This is a genomic window from Allosaccharopolyspora coralli, from assembly GCF_009664835.1.
In the GTDB taxonomy this organism is placed as follows: Bacteria; Actinomycetota; Actinomycetes; order Mycobacteriales; family Pseudonocardiaceae; genus Allosaccharopolyspora; species Allosaccharopolyspora coralli.
Map to the genome: position 1 here is coordinate 4,268,311 of NZ_CP045929.1, position 17,868 is coordinate 4,286,178.

Annotated in this window: 15 protein-coding genes; 4 read left to right on the plus strand and 11 right to left on the minus strand. The window is 68.5% G+C overall.

The window, feature by feature from the left end; genetic code table 11:
• Positions 1-15: 15 nt before the first annotated feature.
• The gene (groES, locus tag GIY23_RS19870) at positions 16-306 is read right to left on the minus strand and encodes a co-chaperone GroES (protein WP_125092980.1); all 291 of its coding nucleotides are present in this window, start codon (positions 304-306) and stop codon (positions 16-18) included.
• Positions 307-610: 304 nt separating this feature from the next.
• Here groES and GIY23_RS19875 point away from each other — a divergent pair, with 304 nt between their 5' ends.
• The 4 genes from GIY23_RS19875 (at position 611) to GIY23_RS19890 (ending at position 7,556) form a co-directional block, all read left to right on the plus strand.
• Positions 611-2,170 carry an alkaline phosphatase D family protein gene (locus GIY23_RS19875; protein ID WP_154078043.1) on the plus strand — a complete coding sequence of 520 codons (1,560 nt, stop codon included), beginning with the start codon at positions 611-613 and terminating at the stop codon, positions 2,168-2,170.
• A 175-nt stretch (positions 2,171-2,345) separates the two neighbouring features.
• Positions 2,346-3,917: an alkaline phosphatase D family protein gene (locus tag GIY23_RS19880; protein WP_154078044.1), complete on the plus strand. Its 1,572-nt coding sequence runs from the start codon at positions 2,346-2,348 to the stop codon at positions 3,915-3,917.
• Between the two features lie 52 nt (positions 3,918-3,969).
• Positions 3,970-4,551 (plus strand): SanA/YdcF family protein, encoded by a 582-nt coding sequence (locus tag GIY23_RS19885; RefSeq protein ID WP_228717410.1) that lies wholly within the window; start codon positions 3,970-3,972, stop codon positions 4,549-4,551.
• Between the two features lie 197 nt (positions 4,552-4,748).
• A complete protein-coding gene (locus GIY23_RS19890; protein WP_154078045.1) occupies positions 4,749-7,556 on the plus strand; it encodes a PQQ-dependent sugar dehydrogenase in 2,808 nt (935 codons plus the stop codon).
• 488 nt (positions 7,557-8,044) lie between these two features.
• Here the strand turns inward: GIY23_RS19890 and tsaD are convergent, their stop codons facing one another.
• The 10 genes from tsaD to aceB form a co-directional block, all read right to left on the minus strand.
• The gene (gene tsaD / locus GIY23_RS19895; RefSeq protein WP_154078046.1) at positions 8,045-9,097 is read right to left on the minus strand and encodes a tRNA (adenosine(37)-N6)-threonylcarbamoyltransferase complex transferase subunit TsaD; all 1,053 of its coding nucleotides are present in this window, start codon (positions 9,095-9,097) and stop codon (positions 8,045-8,047) included.
• A complete protein-coding gene (rimI, locus tag GIY23_RS19900; protein WP_154079002.1) occupies positions 9,090-9,572 on the minus strand; it encodes a ribosomal protein S18-alanine N-acetyltransferase in 483 nt (160 codons plus the stop codon). Before rimI ends, tsaD begins: the two co-directional genes overlap by 8 nt.
• Positions 9,573-9,607: 35 nt before the next feature.
• A complete protein-coding gene (gene tsaB / locus GIY23_RS19905) occupies positions 9,608-10,300 on the minus strand; it encodes a tRNA (adenosine(37)-N6)-threonylcarbamoyltransferase complex dimerization subunit type 1 TsaB (RefSeq protein ID WP_154078047.1) in 693 nt (230 codons plus the stop codon).
• Positions 10,301-10,752: 452 nt separating this feature from the next.
• Complete coding sequence (locus GIY23_RS19910; RefSeq protein WP_228717411.1) at positions 10,753-11,874, minus strand: glycerate kinase; 1,122 nt, start codon at positions 11,872-11,874, stop codon at positions 10,753-10,755.
• Between the two features lie 94 nt (positions 11,875-11,968).
• Positions 11,969-13,168, minus strand: a complete 1,200-nt coding sequence (lhgO, locus tag GIY23_RS19915; RefSeq protein ID WP_154078049.1) for an L-2-hydroxyglutarate oxidase — start codon at positions 13,166-13,168, stop codon at positions 11,969-11,971.
• Between the two features lie 170 nt (positions 13,169-13,338).
• Positions 13,339-13,938, minus strand: a complete 600-nt coding sequence (locus tag GIY23_RS19920; RefSeq protein ID WP_154078050.1) for a hypothetical protein — start codon at positions 13,936-13,938, stop codon at positions 13,339-13,341.
• Positions 13,939-13,973: 35 nt separating this feature from the next.
• Positions 13,974-15,125, minus strand: coding sequence for a hypothetical protein (locus GIY23_RS19925; RefSeq protein WP_154078051.1), 1,152 nt, complete (start codon positions 15,123-15,125; stop codon positions 13,974-13,976).
• A 1-nt stretch (position 15,126) separates the two neighbouring features.
• Entirely contained in the window at positions 15,127-15,417 is a 291-nt protein-coding gene (locus GIY23_RS19930; protein WP_154078052.1) for a hypothetical protein, read from the minus strand.
• Entirely contained in the window at positions 15,414-15,761 is a 348-nt protein-coding gene (locus GIY23_RS19935) for an SAV_915 family protein (RefSeq protein ID WP_154078053.1), read from the minus strand. Before GIY23_RS19935 ends, GIY23_RS19930 begins: the two co-directional genes overlap by 4 nt.
• Before the next feature lie 363 nt (positions 15,762-16,124).
• Positions 16,125-17,717, minus strand: a complete 1,593-nt coding sequence (gene aceB / locus GIY23_RS19940; protein WP_187351946.1) for a malate synthase A — start codon at positions 17,715-17,717, stop codon at positions 16,125-16,127.
• Positions 17,718-17,868 lie beyond the last annotated feature (151 nt).

Genomic DNA, 17,868 nt, shown 5'->3' on the forward strand with positions numbered 1-17,868 from the left:
AGCGGGTGCTCGTCCTCAGTTGACGACGGCGAGCACGTCGCGGGCGGAGAGGATCAGGTACTCCTCGCCGTTGTACTTGACCTCGGTGCCGCCGTACTTGGAGTAGATGACCACGTCACCCTCCTTGACATCCACCGGGATGCGGTTGCCCTTCTCGTCGACACGGCCGGGGCCGACCGCCAGGACCTTGCCCTCCTGGGGCTTTTCCTTGGCGGTGTCCGGGATCACGATGCCCGACGCAGTCGTCGTCTCGGCCTCGCTCGCCTGGACGACGATCTTGTCCTCAAGCGGCTTGATGCTCGCCACGGTCTGACCTCCACCTTCTGGGGCCTTCGAAGCGTTGGCTGGTTGATGAAGACTCCGCGTGGGTGCCTCCCGTCGTCGCGGGTGCCGGGCGGCTGCGGGGCCGTTCGTTTGGCACTCTACCGAGGCGAGTGCCAACGCTCAACCGGGCCCCACCCATCGGCGCGTCACCCGAATGTCTGCTGTTCAGGACGGCCATGTGGTGTTCACTGGACGATCACCAGGCACGCGAGTGCGTTTCACATTATTCGGCCACCGTGTGCCGGAACGCAGGCGACCGGCGCCACCGTGAACGAAGGAGCGCACCGTGCCCGAAGGCCTCACTCGACACATCACCGGGCGACGCACCGTGCTGGCGGCAGGATTCGGCGCCGCGCTCGGGTTCGGACTCCACGCACCGGCTCGCGCCTCCGGCGGACCCGACCCGTTCACGCTCGGCGTGGCCTCCGGGGACCCGACGGCCGACGGCGTCGTTCTCTGGACCCGCCTCGCCGTGGACCCGCTCGCCGACGACGGCCACGGCGGGATGCCGAACCGCGCGATCGACGTCGAGTGGGAGGTCGCCGACGACGAACGGTTCGCCCGCGTGGTGCAGCGCGGCCTCGGCACCGCGGTCGGCGAGCTCGGACACTCCGTCCACGCCGAGGTCCACGGCCTGGAGCCCGGCCGCGAGTACTTCTACCGGTTCCGCACCGGCCGGCACATCAGCGTCGCCGGACGGACCAGGACCGCGCCCGCCCCCGGCACGGTCACCTCGGCACTCACGTTCTGCATGAGCTCCTGCGCACAGTGGGAACACGGGCACTTCACTACCTACCGCCGCCTCGCCGAGGACGACCCGGACCTCGTGCTGCACCTCGGCGACTACATCTACGAGCACGGTCCCGGCGGCTACCCGGTCGAGTCCGGCATCGCGCGACCCATGCACGGCGGCGAGACACGCGACCTCGCCGACTACCGCGTCCGGCACGCCCTCTACAAGAGCGACCCGGACCTTCAGTTCGCGCACGCCGCCGCGCCCTGGCTGATCGTGTGGGACGACCACGAGGTCGACAACAACTGGGCGGGCTATCACCACGAGGTCTTCGGCGACACACCGAAGTTCCGTGAACGCCGCCGCGCCGCGTTCCGCGCCTACTACGAGAACATGCCGCTGCGCAGGACCTCGTTGCCGCGCGGCGACGACCTGCGGTTGCACCGCAGGGTCGAGTGGGGCGGGCTCGCGAACTTCCATCTTCTCGACACCCGCCAGTACCGCGACGACCAAGCGTGCGGCGGGCTCATCGGGCCGTGCGGGCAGGAGTCCCGGCCGGAACGGACGATCACCGGCGACGAACAGGAAGCCTGGCTGCTCGACGGCTTCCGCCAGTCCCGCGCGCGCTGGGACTTCCTCGGCCAGCAGGTGATGATGGCCCAGCTGGACAGTGCGAAGGGGCCGCTGAAGGTCACGAGTATGGACACCTGGGACGGCTACACCGCCTCCCGGGACCGCGTGGCACGCGGCTGGCTGGACGCCGGAGTGCGCAACCCCGTGGTGCTCACCGGCGACATCCACGAGCACTACGCCAACGACCTCTCACTGAACTACGACGACCCGGACTCGCCGGTGATCGGCTCGGAGCTGGTCACGAGCTCGGTGACCTCCGGCGGCGACGCCGAGGGCGGGGAGTTCACCGGGGATCCGGAGAACCCACACATCCGCTTCCACGACGACATGCGCGGCTACGTACGGGCGCGGGTGACGGAATCGCAGCTCACCGCCGACTTCCGGGTGCTGCCGTACGTGCGGCAACCCGGCGCACCCGCAGGCACGAAGACCTCACTCCACCTCGCCGACGGCATCCCCGGGTGGGAAAAGAGCGCGTGAGCCTTTTTGGTGGCTATAGCAACCAAAAAGGCTCACGCGTGCGTGGGCGGGGTGGCGGTTAGCCGAGAATTCACTCGATGCCAACCGCACATCGGTACTGATCAACACTCTTACGGGTGAAGGTATCGGCGGACGACGTTCCCGAGCCGCGATCGATGTCTGGAGGACACCCACCATGTCCGAGTCCACACCGTCCCGTCCCGCGTCCCCGGTGTCCCGCCGCTCCGTCCTGCTCGGCGGAGCCGCAGCGCTGGGCGCCACCGCGCTCGGCGGCTCGACACTCGCGCACGCCCTCCCCGGAGCGGGTGCCGGTCGGCTCGCCGAGCCGTTCACCCTCGGCGTCGCCTCCGGCGATCCGCTGCCGGACGGCGTCGTGCTCTGGACCCGGCTCGCGCCGACGCCGACCGCCGACGACGGCAAGGGCGGTATGCCGGACAAGGTCGTACCGGTGCAGTGGGAGATCGCCGAGGACGAGCGGTTCAGCAAGATCGTCCAGAAGGGCACCGCCGACGCCGCACCCGAGATGGGCCACAGCGTGCACGTCGAACCGGAAGGGCTCCGGGCCGGGGCGGAGTACTTCTACCGCTTCAAGGCCGGGAATGCCGTCTCCCCCGTCGGCCGCACCCGGACCGCACCCGCGCCGGACGCGATGGACGAGCTGACGATGTGCTTCACCTCGTGCTCGCACTTCGGCCAGGGCTACTTCACCGCCTACCGGCGGATGGCCGAGGACCAGCCGGGGCTGATCCTGCACCTCGGCGATTACCAGTACGAGTACGCCGCGCAGGACGACGACGTCCGCAAGGTCCTCGGCCCGGAAACGAGGACGCTGGCCAACTACCGGCAACGCCACGCGCAGTACAAGACGGACGAGGATCTCCAGCTCGCGCACGCGACCGCGCCCTGGCTCGTGGTCTGGGACGACCACGAACTCGAGAACAATTGGGCGGACGAGACTCCGGAAGACCCGGACGAAGGATTCCGCAAGCGCCGCGAAGCCGCGTTCCAGGCCTACTACGAGAACATGCCGCTGCGGGTCGGCTCGAAGCCCGCTGGGATCGACCTGCAGCTCTACCGCCGCATCCGGTGGGGCGCGCTGGCGAACTTCCACATGCTCGATACCCGCCAGTACCGCGACGATCAGGCCTGCGGTGACGGCGTGCAGGACGGCTGCGACGCGCGTCTCGACGAGGGCCGGTCGATCACCGGGCCCGAGCAGGAGAAGTGGATCACCGACGGGTTCGGCTCGTCGGAGGCCAAGTGGGACGTCCTCGGCCAGCAGGTGATCTTCTCGAAGATCGACCTCACTCCCGGCAAGGAGGAGGGCTACAACATGGACGCCTGGGACGGCTATGTCGCCAACCGCGACCGGATCGCCTCGGCGATGGCCGACAGCAACGTGCAGAACGGCGTGGTTCTCACCGGTGACGTGCACCGGCACTGGGCGGCGGAGATCCTGCGCACCCACGACGACGCCGAGTCCACTCCGGCCGGTGTCGAGTTCGTCTCGACCTCCGTCAGCAGCGGCGGCGACGGGGACGACGACGGCAAGGAAGACGTGCTCAAGGAGAACCCGCACGTCAAGTTCCACCGCAACCGTCGCGGCTACATCCGGACGAAGTTCACCGCGTCGGAACTGCGCGCCGACTACCGGGTGCTGCCCTCGGTGACGAAGAAGGACGCGAAGGCGTCGACGGCGGCGTCGTTCGTCGTCGAGGACGGCACGCCCCGGCTGAACGAGGCGTGACTCCGGTGTGCCTGGTGCGTCCTCCTCGGCCGCACCAGGCACACTGGCGCCCGTGATCGTCCTCGCACTCGCCGTCGTGCTCGCCATCGGCACCGTCGCTCTCGGGCTCCCCGCACTGTGGGTCCGCCGAGCCGAGGCGTCGCGGCTCCGGACCGTCGGCGACGTGCCCGCGGCGGACGTCGCGCTGGTCCTCGGTGCCGGAGTGCGGTTCAACGGCTTCCCGACTCCGATCCTGCAGGGTCGCCTGGATGTCGCACGCCGGTTGTACTCGGCGGGCAAGGTGCAGCGCATTCTCGTCAGCGGCAGCCCGGAATCACGCGGGCACAGCGAGCCGGTCTCGATGAGGAACTATCTGCTCTCCCACGCGGTACCGGACGAATGCATCATTGTGGACGAAACGGGCCGGGACACGTGGCTGTCCTGCCGGGCGGCCGTGGACATGGGGCTCAGGGAAGTCACCGTCGTCACCAGCGATTTCCACCTTCCGCGCGCCGTGCTGCTGTGCCTGCGAGCCGGCCTGGACGCCTACGGCGTGGGCCACGACTCGCGAGCGGCCGGGCTGCCACGAGCGACCGCTCGCGGCAGCCGCCGCGAAGTTCTCGCCACCGCCAAGGCCTTCTGGTGGCGCCGCTGACCACTGTCAGCGTGGTGCGAACGGCACTCTCGCCTCACCAGACGAGGCGAAGGTGCCGTTCGCCTCGGACAGGGTCGGTTCGTCGCGACTCGGCGGAGATTCGGGAGCGGGTATCAAACTGAACACGACTCGTATTCAGGGCAACGTTCTCTGCATTTCGAGCGATAACCTCACATCTCCCTTGGGATGTGATGACGATGACCACATCGACACGACGGCGCGCCTACGCCGTACTCTTCTCGTTCGCGCTCGCGATTGGTCTCGCGACCGCACCCTCGCCCGCTGCCGACGCGGCCCCGGCGCTGCCCCCGGGCTTCATACTCCGCGACCAGCCGAGCGGCCAAGCCGCCTACGACCTCACCGACTTCACGTTCCTGCCCGACGACAGCGTGCTCAGCACCGGCAAACAGGGAAACGTCGCCTGGGTCTCCCCCGACGGGCAGAGTCGCTCTCTGGCACGGCTCCCGGTCGAGGCGGTGCAGGACCTCGGCCTCGTCGGGGTCGCCGCCGCACCGGACTACGAGACCTCGCGGCACATCTACCTCGCGCGGTCAGTGCCGGACGGCGCACCCGGCTATCGGCTCCGCCTCGCCCGGTGGACCGTGACCGGCTCTCCCGAACCGACCGGGATCACCAGCGAACGGGTGCTCTTCGACGTCATCAGCCCCAGCATCGTGCACGGCATCACCAGCATCGTTCCGGATCAGGACGGGAGTCTCTGGGTCTCGATCGGTGACCTCGCCGACTACACGCGCACCGACCGGACCGCGTTGCGCGCCTACGACCTCGACTCGCCCGCGGGCAAGATCGTGCACATCACCCCGGACGGACAAGGCGTGGCGAGCAACCCGTACTTCGATCCGTCGGACCCGTCGTCCTGGCGCAGCCGCGTCTATGCCTCCGGGTTCCGCAGCCCGTTCCGCCTGTCATTGGACCCCACCACCGGCACGCCGATCGTCGGCGACGTCGGCTACTTCACGTGGGAGGAGATCGACGTGATCCGGCCGGGACAGAACTACAAATGGCCGTGTTGGGAAGGCAACCACCCGACTCCGGGCTACGCGGACCTGCCGGAGTGCGCCGGGGTCATCAATACGCCACCGGTGTGGGAGTACCGGCACGGTTCCGGCGTCGACCAAGGAAACAGCGTCACCGGCGGCATCGTCTACCAGGGCACGAGCTACCCGGAGCCGTACCAGGGCGCGTACTTCTTCGGCGACTACAGCACGAAGAAGCTGTGGTCGATGCGGATCGACGGACAGGGCCAAGTGGTCGCTCCGCCGCAGAGCCCGCCGCTGGGAGCCGACATCGGAGGGCCGGTGAAGTTCGAGGCGGCGCCGAACGGGGACATCGTCTACGCCGACATCTACTCCGGCATGCTGCGACGCCTCAGTTACGTGGAGGGAAACAGCCCGCCGATCGCGAAGGCGTCCACCACCACCGACCCGGCCACGCGCACCGTCACTTTCGACGGCAGCGGCTCCACCGATTTCGATGGTGACACGCTTCGCTACGAATGGGACTTCGGCGACGGCACCACCGGTACGGGCGTCGAGACGAGCCATACCTACGCCCCGGGCACCGACGAGTTCACCGCCACGCTAACCGTGCGAGACCCGCTCGACGCCACCGGCACCGTGGAGGTCACGGTGGCACCGTCGAACCACACCCCGGAACTGACGCTGACCCCGCCCGCAGGTCCCGACTTCGCCGTCGGCGATCCGATCTCACTGTCGGCCACCGCGACGGACACCGAGGACGGACCGTTGCCAGTGACGTGGACGAGCAGTGTCGTGCACTGTCCGGAGGAAGCGACCTGCCACAACCACCCGGGGCCGAGCGGTGGGGATTCGACGTACGAGACCACGTTCACCGATCACCCCGACTCGCGGATGGAGTTCACCGCGGTCGCCACGGACTCTCGGGGCGTTCGCGCCACCCAGACCTACGTTGCGCAGCCCCGGGAACACCTGCTGACGCTCGAGAGCAACCTGCCCGCCGTCCTGCAGATTCCGGCCGAAGGGGGCAAGAGCAGTACATACGTCACCGAGAACGCCACCACCGACGTCGTCGCCGCCGCGACCGCCGCAGACGGCTCGTCCGAGTTCCTGCGTTGGAAAGACAGCACGACTTCCCGGTCGCGACTGATCACGATGCCCGCCACTGACCTGACGCTGCGCGCCGAGTACGCCTCGGCGATCGGGGCACGCTACGCCGCCGAGCCGGAGCTGCGCACACTACTCGGACCGCCGACCGGCCCCGAGGTCGTGGACGGACCGGTCCACCATCGCTCCTACACCAACGGCCGGTTGTACTGGTCGGTCGCGACCGGTGTGCACGAGATCCACGGCTCGAACCTCGCGAAGTACCTGGAACTCGGCGGGCACGGGAGGTTCGGACCGCCGACGACCGACGAGAGTCGGACTCCGGACGGAGCCGGGCGTTTCAACCACTTCGAACTCGATGCCTCGGTCTACTGGACCTCGCGAACCGGGGCACACGGGGTGTGGGGCGGCATCCGTGCCAAGTGGGCGGCGCTCGGCTGGGAGACCGGACCGATGGGGTACCCGACGACCGACGAAACCGTGACACCCGACCGAATCGGCCGCTACAACCACTTCACCAAAGCCTCCTCGATCTACTGGACTCCGGGGACCGGCGCACACGGGATCTGGGGCGGCATCCGAGCCACGTGGTCCCGCCTCGGTTGGGAGGCCGGGCCGATGGGGTACCCGACGACCGACGAAACCGTGACACCGGACCGAATCGGCCGCTACAACCACTTCACCAAAGCCGCCTCGATCTACTGGTCGCCGCGGACCGGCGCACACGAGATCTACGGGCGCATCCGGGAGCGCTGGTCGGCGCGCGGCTGGGAGAACTCGTACCTCGGATACCCCACGACCGGCGAGTTCGGAGTGTCCGGCGGACGGCAGAACAATTTCCAGTACGGCTACATCCGCTGGTACGCCTGGAACAACTCCGTGATCGACCGCCGGTACTGAGCAAGCGAACGGCACTCTCGCCGCACCAGACGAGGCGAAAGTGCCGTTCGTTCGCCCACGGGTTAGTGCTCGACGCATTGAGGGCAGCGGTCAGGCACCCTGCGCGAACCGTTTGCCGCACGCTGGCAAACCGACCACCAGCGGGTTCTCACCTCGCGGCCGGCGAGGACAGCGTCGACGTGATGTAGATCCCTACCTGATGTCGACGATCCCGCAGCCGGCCGCGAGGTGAGGTTCCGCCACGGAACCACCCAGGCAGATCAATCCACTCACTCTCCTAGCTTGTCTGTGATGTTGTTCTGATGCCCGTCAGGGCATGGTCTCGCGTGCTCAGCCCGAGCACGGTGAGAAGCTCCGGTGTTCCAGGTTGTCGCTCGCAAGGCCGGGGCCGCCGCTGCGTACGTGCTGGTACTCGAGGCGACCCCAACGCCGCGAGCGGCAAGCTGGGACGCCGGTAGGTGACCACCACCGCAGACCACAGACAGCTCCTAAGAGACGAGGACGGTGGAGACGGGCAGGCCGGGGTCGGCGCCGAGTGTGAGGGGCGAGGGCTTGCCTTCGGCGGCGACGACGTGCGCGCCGAGTGCTGCGATCATCGCGCCGTTGTCCGTGCACAGTCGCGGCCTCGGCACGCGCAACGTGATCCCCGCTGCCTCGCATCGTTCGGCGGCGAGCGCGGACAGCCGCGAGTTCGCCGCCACACCACCCGAAATCACGAGCGTGTCGATCTCGTGATCCTGTGCCGCGCGGACGGCCTTCGCCGTCAGCACGTCGGCGACGGCTTCCTGGAACGAGGCGCACACGTCGTTGACCGGCACCGCACGATCCTCCCGTCGGGCCTGCTCGACCCAGCGCGCGACCGCGGTTTTCACGCCGGAGAACGAGAAGTCGTGCCGGGAGTCGCGGGGGCCGGTCAGCCCTCGGGGGAAGTCGATGGCGGACGGGTCGCCCCGCTCGGCGTGCTTGTCGATGGGCGGACCGCCCGGATACGGCAGCTCGAGCAGCCGCGCGACCTTGTCGTAGGCCTCGCCCGCGGCGTCGTCGATCGTCGAACCGATCTGGGTGAGGCTCTTCGCGACACCCTCGACAAGTAGCAACTGGCTGTGTCCTCCGGAGACGAGCAGCGCCAGGCACCGTTCGGGGAGCGGACCGTGTTCGAGGGTGTCGACCGCGACGTGCCCGGCGAGGTGGTTCACCCCGTACAGCGGCACGTCGAGCGCGGCGGCATAGGACTTCGCCGCGGCGACGCCGACCATGAGTGCACCGGCGAGGCCCGGTCCCGCCGTGACGGCAACCCCGTCCACATCGGACAGTCGCAGGCCGGAATCGTCCAGTGCGCGGCGCATCGTCGGCACCATCGCCTCGAGATGCGCGCGGCTGGCGATCTCCGGGACCACGCCGCCGAACCGCGCGTGTTGGTCCACACTGGACGCCACGGCGTCGGCCAGCAACTCGACCCGACCGGACGCATCGAGGCGGACGAGTCCGACGCCCGTCTCGTCGCAGGACGACTCGATCCCGAGCACGATCCGCTCAGCCATCCCCGTCACCGTCTTCCTCTCCAGCGGACGTTCTCGGTCTGCGCATGGTGTAGGCGTCCGCGCCGGACGGCTGGTAGTAGCGCTTGCGCACCCCGACGTGTTCGAAACCGTGCGCCTCGTACAGCGTGATCGCGGCCTCGTTGTCGGTGCGGACTTCCAGGAACGTCTCGGCGGCGAACCGATCGGCGCGAGCCAGCAGCGCGCGGACCAAGGCCCGGCCGAGGCCGCGGCCTTGATGCCGCGGGTCGACGCCGACAGTGTGCACCTCGGCCTCGACGTTCGGCTCCCTGCCGACGACGCTCAGTCCCGCGTACCCGAGCAAGGACTCACCCTCGAAGACGCCGACGTAGTAGTGCCCGGTGGCGATCTCGGAGGCGAAGACGTCCTTCGTCCACGGACTGTCCCCGGGGAAGAGCACGTTCTCCAGTTCCTCGCAGCGGGCGATGTCCCGGCGACGCAGCCGGTCGAGCCGCACGCCCTCGGGCAACGTCACCGAATCGGAGCGGGCCGTCACCGGCGCTCCCTCCCCACCGTGACCGGTTTCGGCGCCGTCGGCTCCTGCGCGTCAGGACGGCGCAGGTACAGCGGCACCAGCGGCTCCGGCTCGTCGTCGGCGAGTACGGCCGGAGCGGTCGCGCGGACCAGCCCTTCCGCGGACGGGGAGACCGTCGCCGACGACGGGACGTCGAACAACGACGCCTTCTCGCCCGCCGCGGAGCGCACTCCGAACTCGGCGAGCCGCTCGGCGACGTCCTCTGGGCGTGCGACGGCGGGGCCCGTGAGCCGCTCGCCGGCGTCGTGAATGCTCCAGTAGACCTCGTTGCGGCGCGCGTCCGTGGCGACCAGCAGCGGCCCGTCGACGGCGCAGCTCGCCGCGATGCCGTCGAGACTGCACACCGGGTACACCGGCTTGTCCAGGGCGTGCCCGAGTCCGGCGGCGGTGACCATGCCCGCCCTGAGTCCGGTGAACGGTCCGGGTCCCGCGCCGACGACGATCGCGTCGGCATCACCGAGCCCGTGGCCGGCCTCGGTGAGGACGTCGAGCAGGTGCGGGGTCAGCAACTCCCCGTGGGCACGCGGATTCACCGTGACCCGTTCGGACAGCGCTTGCACGGAGGCCGCGGCCGAGTCGGTCGCGGCGCCGAGAGCGACGAGTCCTGCGGTCACGGCGGGCGTCGAGGTGTCCAACGCGATGACGAGCACGATGTCCCAGGGTACGCCAGGTCCGCGAGGCGACGCCCTGGCCCCGGCGCCTCCAGCTCCCGGCAGAACTGGAGACGCCGGGTTCGGTCGCCGTGTCCGACGACCTCACCTGCTCCGTGCTGGGACGCAACATCACGGAGCAGGAGTGCTGAACGTCCCGTCCTGCCGCTCTGCGGCCGCCTGCGCCGTTCCTTGGTCGATCCCGTCGAACATTGCGCGGCTGAGCCCGCGGGTCAATCTCCTGGCGCGAATACGCCGGACGCGAGCGGTTGCTCTCACCACGTACGCAACCCGCAGGTTCTCAGCGCCTTCCCGCGAGGACAGCGGTTCCGCGGCGTTGAGGTCCTCTTGAGTACCCCGCGGACCTGGAACGCCGGACCTTCTCACCCTGCCGCGGCTGGTCACTTGCGACCGTGCGCTACGGACACCAAGGCCAGTTCCACAACGCCCTCTTACAGGTGGGCGAGCGCGATCTGCTCGCCGAGGCCGACGAGCAGCGGCACGACGTTCGCCATGCTGCGCTCCACATCGGGTTCCAGGTCGGCCAGCGCGTACGCACCCGAGATCCCCGCGTCGCGCATCTGCTCGGGAGTGATGCCGCAACTGCCCGCCACGGCGATGACCGGGGTCCCCGCCGCACTCGCTCGCGCGGCGACCCCGGCGGGAGCCTTGCCTCGCAGCGTCTGTTCGTCGAGCGCGCCCTCCCCGGTGAGGACGAGCCCGGCCCCCGCGAGGTGGCCGTCGAACCCGACGAACTCGAGCACCACGTCCACTCCCGGCCGACGCTGAGCGGACAGTGCCGCCAGCGCGGCGAATCCCACCCCGCCCGCGGCGCCCGCGCCGGGCTCGGCAGTGAAGTCCTTGCCTACCTCGTCGGAGACCCGTCGGCCCCATGATTTCAAAGCGGTGTCGAGCAGCTTGACCTGAGCAGTGTCGGCGCCTTTCTGCGGGCCGTACACCCGGGCGGCACCGAACTCACCGGTCAGCGGATTGTCCACATCGGCCGCGAGAATGACCTGTGTTTCGGCCAGGCGGGAATCGAGCCCGGAAAAGTCCACTTCGGACACTTCCAGCAGGCCCGCGCCGCACGTCATCACCGGCGCTCCGCCGTCGCCCTTGATGCGGGCACCGAGCGCGGCGAGCATGCCGGCACCGCCGTCGTTGGAGGCACTGCCACCGACGCCGAGCACGATCGTGCGCGCACCCTCGTCGAGCGCGGCGCGGATCAGCTCACCGGTGCCGAAGCTGGACGCCGTCATCGGCGCGACCTCGCCGGGCGCCAACAGACTGAGACCGGACGCCGCCGCCAGCTCCACGACCGCGGTCTCGTCGTGGACGGCGATGGCCGAGTCCACGATGACGCCCGTCGGCCCGGTCGCCCGGACCGGCACCTGCTTGTAGCCGCTCGCGACGGCCGCGGCCACCGTCCCGTCGCCGCCGTCGGCGACCGGAACCAGCCGCAGGTCCAGGTCGGGACGGGCGCGCCGCAGGCCGGTCGCCAGCGCCTCGGTCACTTCCGGGGCGGTCAGCGAGCCCTTGAACTTGTCCGGTGCGATCACGACGTGACCGGTCACAACGCGCTCCTCGAGTCCTTCGGTGCCGGGGCGGGAACAGCCCGCCCGAGGGCACGGTACTGGAGCGGATGGCCGCGTGGTTCGATCGACCCGCTCAGCCGGGCTCGTCTCCCACCGTTCGCCGAGCGATCCGCTCTCCGATCGGCAGCGCCGAGGTGGCCGCCGGGGACGGCGCATTGCACACGTGCACGCTGCGTTCCGTCTCCTGGAACAGGAAGTCGTGGACGAGCGTGCCGTCGCGCAGCACTGCCTGGGCACGGATTCCCGCCTCGTGCGGCAGCAGGTCGGAGAGTTCGAGTTCCGGGCAGTAGCGGCGACAGGCTTGGAGATAGCCGCGCGCGAACAGCGAGTTCCGCAACTCGACGGCCCCGGTGCGCACGTTGTCGCGTGCGACGCGCCAGAAACCCCGGTAGCCGAGGATCTCCTTGGCGTCGCGCGGGCTGAGCGAGAACTTCCGGTACTTCTCCCGCGCCAGACCGAGCACCGCGTTCGGGCCGACGGTGACGCTGCCGTCGATCATCGGCGTCAGGTGCACACCGAGGAACGGCAAGGCCGGATCCGGGATCGGATAGATCAGGTGGTCGACGACGTCGCTGCGGGAGTCGGGCAGCCGGTAGTACTCGCCACGGAACGGCACGATGCGGAACTCCGGGTCCATGCCCGCCATCCTCGCGAGGCGATCGGCCTGGACGCCGCCGCACACGACGAGTTCGCGGGCGCGCCACGGCTCGCCGCCCGCCTCGACGGTGACCTCCGATGTGGACTCTCGGATCGCGGTCACCTCGGCGCCGAGCCGCACCCGGCCGCCCGCGTCGCGCACTTCCCCGGCCAGCGCCTCGCACACGGCGGCGAAGTCGACGATTCCGGTGGTGTGTACCTTCAGCGCACCCACACCCCGGATTCTCGGTTCCAGTTCGCGCAGTTCGGCCGCCGAGACGCGGTCCACCGCGATGCGGTTCTCCTTGGAGCGTTCGAACAGCGCGTCCATCCGTCGAGCTTCGGTCTCGTCGGTGGCCACGAGGAGCTTGCCGGGCTCACGGAACGGGATGCCGTGCTCGGTACAGAACTCCTTGGTCGCCGCGGCGCCCTCGCGGCACAGCTCGGCCTTCAGCGAGCCGGGGGCGTAATAGATGCCCGCGTGGATGACCCCGCTGTTGTGCCCGGTCTGGTGCCGGGCGAGCCGGTTCTCCTTCTCCAGCACGACGACACTCGCGCCGGGCCGGAGCCGGATCAGCGCCCGAGCGGTGGCGAGTCCGACGATGCCGCCGCCCACCACGCAATAGTCGTAGATCATCGTCCGTTGATACTACTGATCCTCGTTCGCGTGCAGTGCTCTGGAACGAACGGCACTTTGCTCCGATCTGCGAAGGGCGTGGCCGTGACCAGTACGGACGAGGGTCGGGACACAGTGTTTTCCGGCGGCTGCGGGTATTCGATCGGTATCCCGTCGTGCGGTGCGCAACGTCAGCGCAGTTTCAGCTTGTCCAACGCCAGGTTGTTCGCCGTGGCTCGTCCGTGGAGGACCGAATACGCGATCCCGTTGTAGACCAGATCCCACAGAGCACGCTTGCGCTGGAGCTGACGGAGGCTCGCTCCGGCGAAGCCACCGTGGATGTCGGTCAGCTCCAACGAAATCGACTGGCCGCCTGCTGTGTAGTCGACCTTGACCGATTGCAATTCATACAGCCGCACATAGCCCTTGCGGCGAGTGGCAAACCATTCCGCTCCCGCCGAGTAGCCGCCACTGCGGCCAAGGAAGTAGAACACGACCGGCGGCCACGCGATGCTGAGCCACAGCCACCCGTTGCTCATCCACGAAAAACCGGTGTCGAGGATGCAAAGGAAGATCACACCTGCCACGCTGAGTGCGAACCCGCCTTTGACCATCTCGTTCTCTTTGCCCTGGTACCACTCCAGCACCGGACCTTCCCTCTCTGGGGCTGGCGGAAACTTCGCGTTGTCCCGGTTGGTGCGGCCTTCGTTCTCCCAGGTTGTGATCACGGGTGCTTGCGGCGGCCTCGGCTCCCCTGTGTTCACATCTGGTTTCGGGGCTACCTGCGGCACGACCCGTGACTCCTTTCATCCTCCGTGGACTTGGCTCAGTCGAACAGTTCCCAGCCAGAGTCGACGGCAATACCAATACCGATCCCGACCAGCGCACCCCCGACAACACCGACCGGGCCACCGAAGGCTGCACCGATGGACGCACCGGCCACCGCACCGCCGACGAACGACGCACCGCCGGAGACGACAGCCTGTGTCGGATCTTTGCCCTGCTGAATGTCGTAGGTCACTCCGGCGCCGGTAAACAACAACCCGACGTAGGGAAGTTTCTTGCCTACGTTCACCGCTCCCCGCAGGATCGGCGTCGTGGGGCTCGGAGCTGAGTGCGGAATGATCTTGGCGTCGAGTGTCGCCTTGGCCCAGGGCGGCGATTTATCCAGCCATGCGGCGACCTTGTTCGGATAGGCGTTGGCGTAGGCTACGGCCTTACCGGTGGATCGTTCGGCCGCGATCTCGGCCATTCGAAACCGGGTGGCGGCACTCATAGTGGTGTTCTGCGCCATCTTGGCGGGCAGGTCCGGCGACGCGATTCTGTCTGCGACTGCTTTCCATTTGGTTGCGTTCGTCGTAACCACACCGGCCAGACCGGTGGCTATGTCCCCACCGGTTAGCATCAGCTTCGGCGGGTCCATCACCCCCGAGACGGTCTTGACCAACCACGCCTGAGAATCGGCTTCCTTCTTCTGTGCCTCGCTGACCAAACCTGCCGCGTCGTTGTAGGCGTTGAGCTTCCGCTCGTAGTCGGCCTGTGCTGCCACCCCGGCCGCGTGCGCTTCGGTCTGCTGGGGACTGGCGGGCCTGCCGCTCGGCAACGGTGCCGGAGCCTCGGGAGCCGAACCGGGTGGCTGGATCTTGAAGCCGGTGATGGTGAGGCCACCCTCGACGGCCCGGTCGCGTGCTCGCTGCATGTCCGCTTCGACCGTACGCAGATCGTCGGCGTGAATCTCCAACGACGAGCAAACCTCGGAGAGCATCTGCACGGTGTCGCCAGCCATCCGCGCACTGGAGAACACGATATCGCGGAAGCCCTCCCCGGCCGCACCACCCCAGCCGCCTTCGGCCTCGCCACGAGTCGAGACGTACTTCTGTTCCGTGCGTTCCACGTTCGCCGAGGTCTCGCGCAGGAACTGACACGTCGCGGTGAACGAGTCCGGGTCACCCTCGACCTCCGTGTCTAGCTCTTGCACGTCAGTTCCCCCTGTTCAGCTCGGCGCGCTTGAGGTTCAGCGCTTCCTCGTAATCCCGCGTCTCGTACTCGGTCTTGCCCGCAGCCACCGCCTCACCGAGACCGGTCGCGCTGGCCGCCACGTTGCCCACGCCTTCGCACAACATTTGCAGCGTGGCCGAGACGAACTCGCTGACCTCCCCGGCCTGGGGGACCGGTGGTGGTGCCGCGCTGGCGTCCAGGTCGTCACCAGCCCCGCGCAGCCCAGCCGCGATCGTGTGCAACACCTGCGGGTCCGCTTCGATACCGCTCATTCTTCGACCCCCTCGACGCGACGCTGTTCAAGCGGCACGGCGGCATCCCAGAGAACCACGTCGGCGCCCGCCCGCTGCTGAAGATCGTCCACGGAGTTGCCCCGTACGGCGATCCACGGCTGCCCATTGCCGCATCCCGCCACCAGCGACTCCAGCGAGGTGTAAGCGAGCATCGCCGTCGTGCCGTCCGCGAGGTGGCGCAGCTCCAATGTGACTTCCTGATCACGGTCGGTGACACGCTCGCTCGGGAGGAACACCTGTCCCGGTAGCTCCCCCTCGTCATCGAGCGGTTCGGCGTGCGCAGCGCCGAACACCGGCGGCGCCACGCGGTCGCGGTTGTTCATAAGGTCCCCCTCGGTCACGGTCGATCGCGAGCACACCGTATCGAACCCACCCGGACCGCAAGAGCGGGTTACTACTCATCCCCCGAACAGACCAGAACGATCATTCACCATCTTCCCCAGACGTCTGGACGTGTCGCCTCGTGGGGCAGCCGTGCTCGTCCCGCGTGGGGCGACCGTGGGCCGATAAGCGTCACTCTGCGACTAAAGTGCAGCTCAGCAACGTCTACACCGGGCTGGACTGGCTGATGGTCAGACAGCACGTGACCAGCAGAAACCCCAGTTCAGCGCAACCCGTGGAGCGAACGGCACTTTCGCCTCGTCCTATGGGGCGAAAGTGCCGTTCGTTCCGACTCGCTCGGGTGATCAGCTGATGTGCTCGTAGGCGGGCAGGGTGAGGAAGTCGACGAACTCGTCGGCGACCGCGACCTTCTCGAACAGCTCCACGGCCAGGCCGAGGTTCTCCGTCGGGAAGCCCTCTTCGGCACGCAGCTGCTTCTCGGTGTCGGCGAGGACCTGGCGAACCAGGTCGACGGTCACCCGCTCACCGCCGGCGAGCACGACGTCGTTGTGCAGCCACTGCCAGATCTGCGAACGCGAGATCTCGGCGGTCGCGGCGTCCTCCATCAGGTTGTGGATCGCCGCCGCGCCGTTGCGTCCGAGCCACGAGACGATGTAGCGCACGCCGACGTCGACCGCGGCACGCAGGCCGTCGATCGTCTTGTCACCCGGGGTGGACTTGACGTCGAGGAGGTCCTCGGCGGTCACCGACACGTCGTCGCGGGTGCGGTCGATCTGGTTCGGCTTCTCGCCGAGCACCGCGTCGAACTCCTCGAAGCAGATCGGCACCAGGCCGGGGTGGGCGACCCACGAACCGTCGAAGCCGTCGCCCGCCTCGCGCTTCTTGTCGTCGTGGACCTTCTGCATGGCCTTTTCGTTGGCCTCCGGGTCCTTCTTGTTCGGGATGAACGCCGCCATGCCGCCGATCGCGAACGCGCCACGCTTGTGGCAGGTCCGCACCAACAGCTCGGTGTAGGCGCGCATGAACGGCACCGTCATGCCGACGACGTTGCGGTCCGGCAGCAGGAAGTCCGTGCCGTTCTCGCGGAACGTCTTGATCATGCTGAACAGGTAGTCCCAGCGGCCCGCGTTGAGACCGGCGCTGTGGTCGCGCAGCTCGTAGAGGATCTCCTCCATCTCGAAGGCCGCGGGGACGGTCTCGATGAGCACGGTGGCGCGCACGGTGCCGTGCGGGACGCCGAGCTCGGCCTGAGCATGGGTGAACACCTCGTTCCACAGCCGCGCCTCGAGGTGGCTCTCCATCTTCGGCAGGTAGAAGAACGGCCCGGTGCCGCGCCGCGCGGCCTCCTTGGCGTTGTGGAAGAAGTACAGGCCGAAGTCGACGAGCGCGCCCACGACCGGCTTACCGTCGACGAGGACGTTCTTGTCGTCGAAGTGCCAGCCGCGCGGGCGCACCAGCGGCACGGCGTGCTCGACGTCGTCGCGCAGCTTGTACTCCTTGCCCTCGGGCGTGGTCAGCTGCACCTGCTTGCGGATCACGTCGTAGAGGTTGACCTGACCGGAGACGACGTTGACCCAGTGCGGAGTGTTGGCGTCCTCGAGGTCGGCCAGCCAGATCTTGGCACCGGAGTTCAGCGCGTTCACCGACATCTTGCGGTCGGTCGGGCCGGTCATCTCGACGCGGCGGTCGCGGATCGCGGCCGGCGGCTCGGCGACCTGCCAGTCGGACTCGCGGATCTCGCGGGTCTCCTCCAGGAAGTCGAGCTTGCCGTTGCGCGCGGCCTCGTCCCGGCGCTGTTTGCGGCGCGCGAGCAGCTCGTCGCGGCGCGCGCCGAACTTGCGCTGCAGACCGGCGACGAATTCGAGAGCCTCGGTGGTGAGGATCTCGTCACCGCGTTCGACCGGTCCGCCGAGCACCTGCACGGTCGGTTCAGACATGGAAGGTCCACCTCTTCCTGGTGCTGTCCTGTGTTTTCTCGCTGGGCACGCCGGACGCCACGGGAGTCCCGACCGGAGAGTCGCCCGCCCAGCCTGCCGCGCGCCGACCACCCCCGCAGTCCGTGCGGGCGGGTCCGCTGTGGCGCGCGAG

Excerpts from the sequence above, each read along its gene's own strand:
- aceB (WP_187351946.1), bottom strand. The coding sequence starts at position 17,717 with ATGTCTGAACCGACCGTGCAGGTGCTCGGCGGACCGGTCGAACGCGGT.
- lhgO (WP_154078049.1), bottom strand. The coding sequence starts at position 13,168 with ATGATCTACGACTATTGCGTGGTGGGCGGCGGCATCGTCGGACTCGCC.
- GIY23_RS19935 (WP_154078053.1), bottom strand. The coding sequence starts at position 15,761 with ATGAACAACCGCGACCGCGTGGCGCCGCCGGTGTTCGGCGCTGCGCAC.
- tsaD (WP_154078046.1), bottom strand. The coding sequence starts at position 9,097 with ATGGCTGAGCGGATCGTGCTCGGGATCGAGTCGTCCTGCGACGAGACG.
- GIY23_RS19880 (WP_154078044.1), top strand. The coding sequence starts at position 2,346 with ATGTCCGAGTCCACACCGTCCCGTCCCGCGTCCCCGGTGTCCCGCCGC.
- GIY23_RS19890 (WP_154078045.1), top strand. The coding sequence starts at position 4,749 with ATGACCACATCGACACGACGGCGCGCCTACGCCGTACTCTTCTCGTTC.
- GIY23_RS19930 (WP_154078052.1), bottom strand. The coding sequence starts at position 15,417 with ATGAGCGGTATCGAAGCGGACCCGCAGGTGTTGCACACGATCGCGGCT.